General features: G+C 72.1%; 12 protein-coding genes. 8 read left to right on the top strand and 4 right to left on the bottom strand.

All coding sequences use genetic code 11. From position 1 onward, the window contains the following. Positions 1–33 precede the first annotated feature (33 nt). Positions 34–1014 carry a pirin family protein gene (locus tag Drose_RS10445; RefSeq protein WP_260727973.1) on the top strand — a complete coding sequence of 327 codons (981 nt, stop codon included), beginning with the start codon at positions 34–36 and terminating at the stop codon, positions 1012–1014. Beyond that, the gene (locus tag Drose_RS10440; RefSeq protein WP_260727972.1) at positions 1014–1298 is read left to right on the top strand and encodes a GNAT family N-acetyltransferase; all 285 of its coding nucleotides are present in this window, start codon (positions 1014–1016) and stop codon (positions 1296–1298) included. Before Drose_RS10445 ends, Drose_RS10440 begins: the two co-directional genes overlap by 1 nt. On the opposite strand, the gene Drose_RS10435 is transcribed toward Drose_RS10440, so the two are convergent. Then, a complete protein-coding gene (locus tag Drose_RS10435) occupies positions 1295–2152 on the bottom strand; it encodes an SCO6745 family protein (RefSeq protein ID WP_390891365.1) in 858 nt (285 codons plus the stop codon). The genes Drose_RS10440 and Drose_RS10435 overlap by 4 nt on opposite strands. A gap of 202 nt (positions 2153–2354) precedes the next feature. On the opposite strand from Drose_RS10435, the gene Drose_RS10430 reads away from it, so the two are divergent. From Drose_RS10430 to Drose_RS10420, 3 genes are all read left to right on the top strand, one after another. Beyond that, positions 2355–2930: a TetR/AcrR family transcriptional regulator gene (locus Drose_RS10430; RefSeq protein WP_260727971.1), complete on the top strand. Its 576-nt coding sequence runs from the start codon at positions 2355–2357 to the stop codon at positions 2928–2930. 105 nt (positions 2931–3035) lie between these two features. Then, complete coding sequence (locus Drose_RS10425; RefSeq protein WP_260727970.1) at positions 3036–4553, top strand: MFS transporter; 1518 nt, start codon at positions 3036–3038, stop codon at positions 4551–4553. A 179-nt stretch (positions 4554–4732) separates the two neighbouring features. After that, positions 4733–6064: a methyl-accepting chemotaxis protein gene (locus tag Drose_RS10420; RefSeq protein WP_390891364.1), complete on the top strand. Its 1332-nt coding sequence runs from the start codon at positions 4733–4735 to the stop codon at positions 6062–6064. A 160-nt stretch (positions 6065–6224) separates the two neighbouring features. Here Drose_RS10420 and Drose_RS10415 read toward each other — a convergent pair whose 3' ends face one another. The 3 genes from Drose_RS10415 to Drose_RS10405 all read right to left on the bottom strand — a co-directional run bounded on the left by Drose_RS10415 (position 6225) and on the right by Drose_RS10405 (position 9958). After that, complete coding sequence (locus tag Drose_RS10415; RefSeq protein ID WP_260727968.1) at positions 6225–7109, bottom strand: YihY/virulence factor BrkB family protein; 885 nt, start codon at positions 7107–7109, stop codon at positions 6225–6227. After that, complete coding sequence (locus Drose_RS10410; protein WP_260727967.1) at positions 7106–8962, bottom strand: anthranilate synthase family protein; 1857 nt, start codon at positions 8960–8962, stop codon at positions 7106–7108. Before Drose_RS10410 ends, Drose_RS10415 begins: the two co-directional genes overlap by 4 nt. 261 nt (positions 8963–9223) lie before the next feature. Beyond that, complete coding sequence (locus Drose_RS10405) at positions 9224–9958, bottom strand: hypothetical protein (protein ID WP_260727966.1); 735 nt, start codon at positions 9956–9958, stop codon at positions 9224–9226. A 162-nt stretch (positions 9959–10120) separates the two neighbouring features. Between Drose_RS10405 and Drose_RS10400 the strand changes: the two genes are divergently transcribed. Genes Drose_RS10400 through Drose_RS10390 form a run of 3 tightly spaced genes read left to right on the top strand, consistent with a single transcriptional unit; the run spans position 10121 to position 12340 of the window. Continuing rightward, the gene (locus tag Drose_RS10400) at positions 10121–10855 is read left to right on the top strand and encodes a copper resistance CopC family protein (protein WP_260727965.1); all 735 of its coding nucleotides are present in this window, start codon (positions 10121–10123) and stop codon (positions 10853–10855) included. Positions 10856–10910: 55 nt separating this feature from the next. Continuing rightward, positions 10911–11306, top strand: coding sequence for a response regulator (locus Drose_RS10395; protein ID WP_260727964.1), 396 nt, complete (start codon positions 10911–10913; stop codon positions 11304–11306). Between the two features lie 59 nt (positions 11307–11365). Beyond that, positions 11366–12340 carry a YihY/virulence factor BrkB family protein gene (locus Drose_RS10390; RefSeq protein ID WP_260727963.1) on the top strand — a complete coding sequence of 325 codons (975 nt, stop codon included), beginning with the start codon at positions 11366–11368 and terminating at the stop codon, positions 12338–12340. The last annotated feature ends 1 nt before the right edge of the window (position 12341 follow it).

The raw sequence follows: 12341 nt of genomic DNA, 5'->3' as shown, positions 1-12341 counted from the left end.
CCAGGCACAGAGCCCGAACCTTGGAGGCATCACATGCCAGCGGTCACCGTCGAAAACGTTCTTGCGCTCCCGCGTGTGTCCACGCCGGACCCGACCACCGCGCAGCCGCGGCCCGTGGTCTCCGTGACGACCGCGCCCAAAGGCTTCGAGGGTGAGGGGTTCCCGGTCCGCCGCGCCTTCGCCGGCGTCGACCTGCGCGCCCTCGACCCGTTCGTCCACATGGACCAGATGGGCGAGGTGGAATACGCGCCCGGCGAGCCCAAGGGCACGCCGTGGCACCCGCACCGCGGCTTCGAGACCGTCACCTACATCATCGACGGCGAGTTCGTGCACCACGACTCGAACGGTGGCGGCGGCGTCATCGCCGACGGCGACACCCAGTGGATGACGGCGGGCAGCGGGATTCTCCACATCGAGACGCCGCCCGAGCACCTCGTCGTCAGCGGCGGGCTCTTCCACGGCTTCCAGCTCTGGGTGAACCTCCCGCGCAGCGACAAGTTCGCCGCCCCGCGCTACCAGGACATCCGCGGCGGGCAGGTCGCGCTGCTGACCTCCCCCGACGGCGGCTCGCTGCTGCGGGTCATCGCCGGTGAGCTCGACGGCCACGCCGGGCCCGGCATCACCTACACGCCGATCACCCTCGTCCACGCGACCGTCTCACCCGGCGCGTCCCTCACGCTGCCCTGGCGCAAGGACTTCAACGCTCTGGCGTACACGCTGGCCGGCAAGGGTACCGTCGGCGTGAAGGGCCGCCCGGTGGAGCTGGGCCAGTTGGCCGTCCTCGGCGCCGGCGACACGATCACGGTGACCGCCGACGCCAAGCAGGATCCGCGCCACCCGACGATGGACGTCCTGTTCCTCGGCGGTCGGCCCATCCGTGAGCCCGTGGTGGCATATGGTCCGTTCGTCATGAACACCAAGGCCGAGGTCATGCAGGCGTTCGAGGACTACCAGGCCGGCCGGCTCGGCAGCATCCCCGCGGCGCACGCCGACGTTCGGGGAGAGGCGTCCTAGTGGACTTCAAGGTCGTCGACAACGCCGGCGAGCACCGGTTCGAGATCCGCGTCGACGGCACCCTCGCGGGTGCGGCCTACTACCGACTGCACCCGGAGGAGGGCACGCGGACCCGGATCGTCTTCACCCACACCGAGGTGGAGCAGGAGTACGAGGGCAAGGGCATCGGCAGCAAGCTCGCCGCCGGCGCGCTCACCCTCGCCGACGAGGGCGGGCTGAAGATCGTCGCCCAGTGCCCGTTCATCGCGGCGTACCTGAGAAAGCACCCCGAGTACGTGAACTAGCGCAACTCGGGCAGTCCGATCGGGTTCGGGTGGCGCAGCAGTCGCGACGCCCGGACCGCGATCGGATACAGCAGCTCGGCGCACCGGGCGGTGGCGGCGGGGCCGAGCGCCTTCCACGGTCCGGAGGCGAGCCGATCGGTGTGGCCTTCGATGGAGTCGTACGCGCTGTGCGCCGCTCCCGTTGCCTTGAGGTCCTCGTCGACCCAGCCACGGGTGCGCAGCCGGTCGAGCGCGGCGGCCCACTCGTCGTCGGTCCAGCCGCGGGCCGGCTGGTAGAAGTCGCGCCCGTCGCCGTCGCGCAGGGCGACCCGCCAGACGTTGGACTCGCAGCCGCCGACCTCCGCCATGAGCAAGGCTGCCACGTGGCCGTCGCCGCGGTGTTCGCGCAGGATGGTCGCGGCGTGCCACAGCACGTCGACCGGGTCCTCGGGCCACGGGAGGGCGGCGTTGGCGGCGCCGAGCACGCGGCCGGCCACGTCGACCGGCTCGGCCGCGGCGCGCAGGAGCCCGGCCGCCTCGGCGACGTCGCGACCGGGCAGGTCCGCGACGGCCGTCGCGAGGGTCCGCCGGGAGCCGGTCCGGCGTGCCTCCAGGGCGGCCTCGGGGGTGATCCGGGTCCAGACGTCCGGCAGCGCGCGGATCACCATGCGGGGTGCGAAGCCGTAAAACGCCGCGATCACCGGACCGGCGTTGACCGCGCCGAGCGGGGCGCAGCGGCCGGCGAAGTAGCCGCGCCAGAAGCCGCGGAGGCCCGCCTGCTCGAAGGCGCCGAGCGCGTCGGAGGCGAAGTACGTGACCGCGTGCACGGGCTCGAAGAGCGACCACATGCGCCGTTCGGTCGACAACTCGGTCATGGACCTGCCGATAAGGGCGGAGGCCCCCGGAGTACACCTGGGTAGGCGTTCGCCACCAGTTGGCCGCGGCCCGGTCACAGCATGAACCTCATGGTGTGGCCTCCCTCACAGAAGAGGTGTACGGAACCGTTTCGTACCAAGCCGACACGGGGGTAGTTTTCGAGACGGAACGGTTCCGTACCGCATTTGGAGGGGGGTTCCGGTGGTCGTCGCCGCACCGAAGGCGGATCGCAGGGTCACGATCTGTGAAGCGGTCTTCGAGCTGCTCGCAGAGGTCGGCTACGACCGGATGTCGATGGACGCCGTGGCGGCGCGGGCCCGCGCCAGCAAGGCGACCATCTACCGAGGCTGGCCCAACAAGCCCGAGCTGGTCATGGCGGCGGTCGAGCACCGCTACGGCGGATCCGCGGAGCCGCCCGACACCGGCTCGCTCCGCGGTGACCTCGTCGCCCACCTCTCGACGGTGTGCGCGGTTGCGGACGGCATCGACGGTGCCGTCTTCACCGGCCTGCTGACGGCGGCCACGCACAACGCGGAGCTGTCGGCGGTCATGCGCCGCTGCGTCTACGAGACGAAGCACGTCATGTACGAAACGATGATCAAGCGTGCGGTCGCGCGGGGGGAACTGCCGGAGGGCAGCACTCCCGAACTGCTGCACGAGGTCCTGCACGCCCTGGTGATGAGCCGGCGGCTGTGGCGGGCCGGCCCCTTCGACGAGGCGTTCGTGAAACGCACCGTCGACGGGGTGTTGCTTCCCGTCCTGCGACAGGGTTGCTGACCACACACACAGCGTGCCGCCCGCGAGGCTGATCCACCGCCTCCGCCGGGCCGCTCCACCCTGCCCGGACTTCCCGGTTTCAGCATTTTCGCCCTGGAGGCATGCATGTCGAACGACGTCGGGGGATCGCGCGCATCCATCGCTCCCGATATATCCGGTACATCAGCTTCCGCTCCTCCCGATCCGAAACGCTGGATAGCGCTGGCGATCATCGCGATCGCACAGCTCATGGTCGTGCTCGACGCCACGATCGTGAACATCGCGCTGCCCTCGGCGCAGGAGGCCCTCGACATCTCCACCGCCGACCGGCAGTGGATCGTCACGGCCTACACCCTGACCTTCGGCGGCCTGCTGCTGCTCGGCGGGCGCATCGCCGACTTCTTCGGCCGCAAGCGCACGTTCCTGATCGGCCTGCTCGGCTTCGCCGGCGCCTCGGCCCTGGGCGGGGCCGCGGTCAACGCCGGTACGCTGTTCGCCGCCCGTGGCCTCCAGGGCCTGTTCGGCGCGCTGCTCGCACCGGCCGCGCTCTCCCTGATCACGGTGACGTTCACCGAGGCGCGGGAGCGGGCGAAGGCGTTCGGCGTCTTCGGCGGCATCGCCGGAGGTGGCGCCGCGATCGGCCTGCTCACCGGTGGTCTGCTCACCGAGTACGCCGACTGGCGCTGGTGCCTGCTCGTCAACATCCCGATCGCGCTGATCGCGTTCTTCGCGGCGATCCCCATCGTGCGGGAGAGCCGGGCGTACGGCGACACGCGGTACGACGTCCCGGGCGCGGTCCTCGCGACCGCCGGGCAGATCGCGCTGGTCTACGGCTTCACGAAGGCCGCCGACGACGGCTGGGGCTCGGGCGTCACGATCGGCTGGCTGGCCGGCGCGGTCGTCATGCTCGGCGCGTTCCTCTGGTGGGAGTCGCGCACCTCGCACCCGCTGCTGCCGCCGCGTGTGCTGTTCGACCGCAACCGCGGCGCGTCGTACCTCGTCTCGATCCTGCTCGGCGCGGGCATGCTCGGCATGTTCCTGTTCATGACGTTCTACCTGCAACAGACCATGGGCTATTCGGCGCTCAAGAGCGGCGTGGCCTACCTGCCGTTCTCGGGCGGCATCATCGCCGCGGCGGTCGTCGCCTCACGGCTGCTGCCCCGCGTCGGCGCGAAGGTGCTGATGGCGACCGGCGGCATGCTCGCCACGGCGGCGATGATCTGGCTGACGCAGCTCGACCTCGACTCGTCGTACGCGGTGCACATCCTGCCGTCGTTCGTCGCGATGAGCTTCGGTATGGGCCTGGTGTTCGTCCCGCTGAGCAGCGTCGCCCTGTCCGGCGTGGCCAACCACGACGCGGGCGTCGCGAGCGCGATGGTGAACACGACGCAGCAGGTCGGCGGCTCCCTCGGCACGGCCCTGCTGAACACCATCTTCACCACGGCGGTGACCGGCTACGTGGCCGACCACGGCACCGGCCCGCTGGAGCGGGCACACGCCGCGATCCACGGCTACAACGTGGCCTTCACGGCGAGCGCGATCCTGCTGGCGGCCGCGGCCGTCCTGGTGGTGGTGATGGTCCGCAACACCGCGGCCGACCGCACCGCCGGCACGGACGAGCAGGTCCCGGTCATGGTCCACTGAGGACGGACGGCGGGGGCTCCGCGCCGGGAGCCCCCGCCTCCGGAAGAGCCCCGATAGCCACAACTTTCCCATGATCTGGAGTCGCCCGGCCCGGAACCCGCCGCCCGGGTTCAGTTCCAGCGCCGAGGTGGGCTTCCAGTAGCGCCGGGGCGGGCCTTCAGTAGCGCGGATCGCGGCCGATGGGACGGATGTCGTCGTCCGGCGCCCCGAAGGAGCGAGCCATGACCGCGTTGCTCAACTGGCTCATGCCCACGGTACGGCTCAGCGACGCCGCGTTCGCGTCGCGGCATCGGGCGCTGCGCGTCATCCTGTGGCTGCACCTGCCGCTGCTGATCGGCGTCAGCGTGCTCAACGACCACAGTGTCACCGGGACGCACGCCCACGGTGCGGCCTGGCTGGTCTGGTCGGCGAACGCCGGCGTCCTGCTGTGCGCGGTCGCCTCGGGCATCACGCGCACCCGGCGCGGCGGCGGGATCGCGGTCTCGATCGGCCTGTCGATGGCCGCCGCGGCGCTCGTCCACGCCGGGAACGGCCTCACCGACCTGCACTTCCACTTCTTCGTGGTGATCGGGCTCGTCAGCCTCTACCAGGACTGGACGGCCCTCGCCCTCACCGTGCTCCTCGTCGCCGCACACCACCTGGTCGTCGGGCTCACGATGCCGGACATGCTGTTCAGCAGCCCGCAGGCGCGTGCGCACCCGGTCCTGTTCGTCCTGCTGCACGCCGGGTTTGTCCTCGCGATGTGCCTGACCCAGCTAGCGTACTGGCGATTCGCGGCCACGGCCGAGGCGGAGTCCGACGCCGAACGGGCGCTGGTCGCGAGCGAGAACCAGGCGGCACTGCGTGCGGCCGCCGACGACGCCGGGCGGCGCGAGGAGGCCGCCGCGTCGAGCGCCGCCGAGGAGGTCGCGAACAGCGAACGGCTGGGCAGGCGCCTCGAGACGGTGCTGGCCGACGTCGCCGGCGCGGGCGTCCGGCTCGGCGCCGAGGCCGGTGCGGCGATGCGGTCGTTCGAGGATGCGCTGGCCCGCATGAACGGTACGGTGGGCGGCGCGGTCGAGGACGTACAGTCGGCGTTGCACGACTCCAACCACGCCCGGGCGGTGATCGGGGAACTGGAGTCGGCGGTCTCGGACATCGCGAAGGTGGCCGGGCTGATCCAGGCGGTGGCCGACCAGACCAAGCTGCTGGCGCTCAACGCCACGATCGAGGCCGCCCGGGCCGGCGAGGCGGGCAAGGGCTTCGGCGTCGTGGCCAACGAGGTGAAGGAGCTGGCGGCGCAGACGGCGGCGGCTACGGCCCGCATCGAGGCGACGGTGGGCCAGGTGACGGCCGGCGCGGCGGCGGCCGCGGCCGCGGTGGGTGGCGTGGCCGACCGCCTGGGCACGGTCGCCGGGGCCCAGCGCGAGGTGGCCGACTCGTTGCGGGAGCAGACTTCCTTGGCGGCGGCGACGCGGGCCTCGGTGGCGACGGCCGCGGAACAGGTCAGCGCCACGGCCCGCCGGACGTAGCCCGCAGCACACGGCACGCAGGACGGGTGAGGAGCCGAGCCGGGCGCAGAGCAGGCCCCTGGACGAGATGGGCCCGGCGACGGCGACACGTGCACGGCGGTCCCGCTGATCCATCGCCGGCCCCCGGATGGCAGAAGTGAGAATGCTTCGGAAGCATGGTTCAGCCCGCCGCCGAACGCAAGAGCCCCATGCGGTGGACCTGGATCGTGGCGGCGTAGCCGACGAGTGTCACGAGGTGGAGGAGGTAGAGCCAGAGCGCGACCGCCACCACCGCGCCGACCTCCCGCATCCCGCCGAACGGCACGCCGAGGTCGAGCGGCAGCGACCAGAACAGCACGAAGCCGTGCGCGAAGCCGGACAGGTTCGCCGCCGTGAAGGAGCCGACCAGCACCGTCGGCGGCCAGGCCGGCCGCAGCGGCGCGACCACGCGGTACACCCAGATCAGCACGGGGCTCAGCACGAGCCACACGGCGAGGAACGACAGGACCACCGCCCCGACGCTCGACCAGCCGCCCGCCTCGAGCAGGCGTGCCGCGCCGGGGAGGGCGGCGAGCAGCGCCAGCAGCAGCACCGGACCGGCTGCCAGGAGCGGCAGGACGAGCACCCGCCCCCGCCAGCCGGCCGCGACGGTCGAGGCGCCACGGGAGACTGCGCCGCCCGGGGACGCGGCCGAGGACGACGCGGACGGCCGCGCGGGCGGGGCCGGGGCCGGGGCCAGCGAGACGAACGCGCGGCGCAGGCCCTCGCCGTAGAGCGTCGCCGGGACCAGGGCCGCCAGCATCAGCACCCACGACATGCCGAGCCCGGCGGAGACGAGCGCCGCGGTGGCCCGGCCCGCGCCCAGCCGGTCGGGCATCGCGGCGATCACCGGCGCGGCCAGGTGGCGCACCCGGTCCGCGCCGGCGATCAGTCCCGCGAGCCGCACGGTGAGCAGCGCGACCGGGACCACCGCGATGCCGCCGTAGAAGGTCACCGCGGCCGCGTGCAGGTTGAGGTCGCGCCCCCGGAAAAAGCGGGCGACGAGTCGCGGGAACCGAAGGATCACTCCGGCAACGTACCCACCGGGGACGCCGCCGAAGCGGGCAACAACGCGACGAGCAGCGACCGCAGCAGGTCGATGCCGTGCTGGCTGAGCACCGACTCAGGGTGGAACTGCACGCCCGCGAACGTCGCGCCGCGCAGCGCGTGCACGTCGCCGTTGGACGGGTCACGTGCCAGCTCCACCTCGCCGAACGACGTCGGGACGCGGTCCGCGGCGGCGACGGCCGTGAACGTCGAGTAGAAGCCGACCCGCGCCGGGCGGCCGAAGAAGCTGATGTCGCGCTGCGTCCCCTGGTACGGGCTGGCCTTGCGGCGCAGCGGCAGGCCGAGCAGGCCGCAGAGCAACTGGTGCCCCAGGCACACGGCCAGGGTCGGCGTGCCGGTGTCGAGCAGCCGCCGGATCAGGCCCCGCACGGCGGCCATCTTGGGGTCGTCCGGCAGCCGCGGGTCACCCGGGCCCGGCCCCGGGACGACGAGGTCGAACCCGCCGGGTTCCGGGATGGAGTCGTACGAGCTGAGCGTCACCGCCAGCCCGAGCACCCGGAGCTGGTGCGACAGCATGCCGGTGAACGTGTCCTCGGCGTCCACGATGAGCACGCGCCGGCCGGCGAGCGCCGGTTCCGGTGCGGTGGCATCGCGGGGCTCCAGCCAGAACGGTGCGAGGGTCGCGTTGCGGGCCACGAGTGCGGCCCGCACCTCCGGGTCGGCGGCGAGCCGGGCATCCACGGTGGACGCCGGGGACGCCGGGCCCGGGCGGAGGCCGAGCGCCGCCAGTACCGCCGCCGCCTTGGTGTGTGTCTCGGTCACCTCGCCCGAGGGCGTCGAGTGGCGCACGAGCGTGGCACCGACCGGGACGCGCAACCGCCCGTCGCGGTCGATGTCGGCGGTGCGGATGAGGATCGGCGCGTCGAGCGTCTGCCGGCCCTCGGCGTCGCGACCGACGAGGGCGAGCACGGCGCCGTAGTAACCGCGGCCGCGCCGCTCGTGCCGGGCCACGACCCGGCAGGCGTTCTCGATCGGGCTGCCGACCACGGTCGGCGCGAACATCGTCTCCCGCAGCACGTCGCGCACGTCCCGGGAGCCGCGGCCGGCGAGCAGGTACTCGGTGTGGACGAGGTGCGCCATCTCCTTGAGGTACGGCCCGATGACCTGGCCGCCGAGGTCGGCGACGGTCGCCATCATCTTGAGCTCCTCGTCCAGGACCATGGACAGCTCGTCGATCTCCTTGCGGTCGGCGAGGAAGTCGAGCACCGCGGCCTTCTCCGGGACGCCGCGCAGGGTACCGCTGATGGGGTTCATCATGACGAGGCCGTCGTCGACGCTGACGTGCCGTTCAGGGGTGGCGCCCACGAGGGTGCGGTCGCCGGTGTGCACGACGAAGGTCCAGTAGGCGCCCCGTTCGCTGGTGAGCAGCCGGCGGAAGACGGTGAGCGCGGCGGTTACCGGGTCGCCGCCGAGATCGGCCTCGAAGACCCGGTGGATCACGAAGTTCGAGCCCTCGCCCCGGCCGATCTCGTCGCGCAGCACGGTCTCGACGATCCCGGCGTAGGTCTCGTCGTCCACGTCGAAGGCCCCGCCGGTGAGTTCGAGCGGCGCGTCGGGCAGCGCGGCGAGCGCGGCGTCCACCGGCACCTCGTGCCGCCGGTCGACGCGGAGGACGGCGAGCGGTGTGCCGTCGTCGACGCACTCGAAGCCGCGCTCGCGGACCTGGCGGAACGGCACCAGGGCAAGTGACTCGTCCGGGATGCCGGCGAGCGTCTCGACGGTGCGCACCGGGCCGGTGAGCACCTCGACGACGTCGCGTCCCTCGCGCCGGAGGAGGGCGAACGGCGTGCCGGTGGTGAGGTCGGGCAGCATGGGCGTTCCCTTCGGGTGGGTCGGTCGGTGCCGTCCCGAGGCGACCGGCCCCCGTTGTGGGGAACGAAAAGCGACCGCCTCGTCTGGCGGCCGCGGAAATGGTGTCACGCGGAAGTGGGCCGCCTGGTCAGGCGGGCCACCAGCTATTCAGTCGCGCGGACACGTGGTGCAGCGTACAAGGCGGGCCCCGCCGGCGCCAGCGCGGTGAGGTCCTCGGGGGCCGGGTGGACCTCGCGGGCAGCCGCGTTCCGCTCCAGGTGCTCACGCCGAGGCGCCGGCCCGGGACCTCGCCAGCCCGTAGAGGCACAGCAGCGCGGCCAGCACCAGCGGGACGCCGTCGCGGAGGAGCCCGTCGACGCCGAGCAGCAGCCAGCACAGGACCGGCTGCACCACCATGACGAAGACGCTGACCATGGCCAGCAGCACACGGGCCCACGCGTGGCCGAAGAGCGTCACGAAGCTGATCACGCCGGCGACGAAGCCGACCACCAGGGCGAGCACGAACCAGGAGAGCACCAGCGGCACGGCGATCTCCGGCGGCCGGCGCGGCGTGTCGAACAATGAGCCCAGCGCGACCAGGCAGGGCACGAACAGCAGTGCCGAGTAGGACAGGGCGGCGACCCGGGCGGTGAGCGCCCAGGGCGGGATCGGCCGCCGGGGCGCGCGGCGGCTGAGGTGCGCCTCGATGGCGGGCGAGCGGAACAGGTACCAGACGATCGCCACGCACAGCACGGCGACGACCAGCAGCCCCGCGATCACCGGCCATGGCGGCAGCAGGCCGTCCGCGCGGGGTTGCACGAGCCGGGCCGAGGCGAAGATCGTGGTGACCGTCAGGATCAGCCCGAACGGGCGGGCGGTGAGCCGGCCGAACCGTACCTCGCGCATCAGGAACAAAAAGCCCAATGCGCGCAGCATCGCCCAGACGGTACGGACGGCGAGGCCGAATCCCGCCTCCGCCGAATACTCCAGATTGACGACGTCCACGACCACAGCCACGACGGCGGTGATCAATATGAGGCGGCGTAGACGACGGCTGGCCGGAGTGGGTGCCGGAGGGCGGTCGATTTGCAACAGTTCACGCCACCTGGCAGCCATGAAACGGCACGCTAGCACCCGCTATCCGCACCGCGATCGGTCAATGCACTATCGTTTCCGCCCATGACCGGGCGATTAGTGAACAGGCTCGCGGCCACCGGGCGCCGGTGGTCGTCGCGGTTCGCCGCCGTTGCCGGATTGCTCAGCGTCCTGGCATTCGCGGCGAACGCGTCCGCATACGTCCCGCGGCTGTCCCTGGTCAGCAGCGACCCGGCCGCCGAGACGCACGTCGCGCACCTGCCCCGGCAGCTCGAGCTGCACTTCAACGAGACCCTCATCGAGGGGCAGGTCACCTTGACCGACCCGTCCGGCGCGGCGGTCGAGCTGGGCGGCCTGACGGTCCGCAACGAGATGGCGAGAGTCGTGGTGTCGGTGCCGGACGGCGCGGCCGGTCGCTACACCGTGTCCTACTCGACCACCAGCACCGCGGGCCGCGCGAGCCACGGCAGCTTCTCCTTCACGGTGACCACCGGCGCGAAGCCGGGCAGGTCCGCCGGCAGCAAGAGCCCGAGCGCCGACGCCACCCGCGGCCCGGCCGAGACGGCGGCGCCGGTCGGGACGAGCGTGGCCGCCGCGCCGGCCGACCTCCGCACCGGCCCGTCCGCCGATCCGGGGGCGCTGCTGCCCGAGCCGAAGTCGGGCCCGCCGGCCTGGTGGACCTTCGCCGCGGTGGTGCTCGTCGTGGCGTGCCTGTTGGTGGCGTTCCTCGGCTTCAGCCGCCGGCGGATCCGGCCGGGCACCGCGCCGCGCACCGCGCCGCGCGTCCCGCCGACGAGCCCGGTGAGTGACGCGAACTAGGCCGCAGCCTGCGCAAGCTCCGGATTTCACCCGGTCGGCGGCTTATCGTGGGGACATGCTCGAGCACCTGCGCATCCTGGTCGTAGACGACGAGCCGGACCTGTGTGAGATCGTCCGCCGGGTGCTCAGCCGCGCCGGCGCCGAGGTGTTGACCGCTTCCGGGCTGGCCGGTGCCGAGCGGCTGTGCGCCGAGCACCCCAAGGGCATCGACCTGGCGATCACCGATCTCAAGCTCGACGACGGCTCCGGCGTGCAGGTCGCCGGAACGGTCCGCGCCACGTGCCCGGACGCGATGATCATGTACATGTCCGGGCTGCCCTACTTCGACGCCGCCGTCGTCGAGCTCGGCCCCGAGGCGTCGGTCATCGCCAAGCCCTTCCGCGCCACCGAACTGGTCGACATGGTGCGACTGGCGCTGGTAAGGGCCGGAAGGGTCGCACCGGAACGTTAACCCCCCAGTTTCGCCGGGCATAGAAAGCGTACCGACCCCGGCGGATGAGGTGGCGTGTGATGACTGAGGACCCGAAGCTCGAAGGCGCGCCCGAAAAGCCGACGCAGTTGACGAAACGCTCCTGGGTCGAGGTGTTCAAGCGCACCGTCAAGGAGTTCAACAACGACAACCTCACCGACTGGGCCGCCGCCCTGACGTACTACGGCGTCCTGTCCATCTTCCCCGGCATCCTGGTGCTGCTGTCGGTGTCGGGGATGCTCCTGACCGACACCACGCAGGACGCGGTACTGCGGAGCACCCAGGCGCTGTTCCCCGGCTCCATCGCGGGTCCGGTGAGCGGCGCCGTCGACGAGCTGAAGCGTGGCTCCAGCTCGGCCGGCATCCTGGCGATCGTCGGTCTGCTCGGTGCGATCTGGACCGCCTCCGGTTACGTCGGGGCGTTCATCCGGGCCGCCAACGCGATCTACGACGTGCCGGAGGGTCGCCCGATCTGGAAGGTGCTGCCGATCCGGCTGGGCATCACGATGGTCGTGGGCGCGCTGATCGCGCTCGCCGCGCTGAGCGTCGTCTTCACCGGCAGGTTCGCCGAGCAGGCCGGCGGCTGGATCGGGCTGTCGAGCCAGGCGGTCCGGGTGTGGGACATCGCCAAGTGGCCGGTGCTGCTGGTGGTGGTCATGCTGATCCTGGCGATCCTCTACCGGGCGGCGCCGAACGCGCGGCAGTCCGGGTTCCGGTGGATCACCCCCGGCGGCGTGCTGGCGGTGTTCATCTGGCTGGTGGCGTCCGGCGCCTTCGCGATCTACGTGTCGAACTTCTCGTCGTACAACAAGACCTATGGCACGCTCGGCGGCATCATCGCGTTCCTGGTCTGGCTGTGGATCTCCAACATCGCGATCCTGCTGGGCGCGGAGTTCGACGCCGAGCTGGAGCGCGGCCGGGCCATCGAGCGCGGCCTGCCCGCCGACGAGGAGCCCTTCGTGCCGCTGCGCGACGACAGCAAGGTCAAGGACGACCACGACATCGGGTTGTCGTAGC

It is taken from the genome of Dactylosporangium roseum (assembly GCF_025264685.1).
GTDB classification, from domain to species: Bacteria; Actinomycetota; Actinomycetes; order Mycobacteriales; family Micromonosporaceae; genus Dactylosporangium; species Dactylosporangium roseum.
The sequence above is the reverse complement of the archived record's forward strand: the minus strand, read 5'-3'. Positions and strand labels throughout refer to the sequence as shown.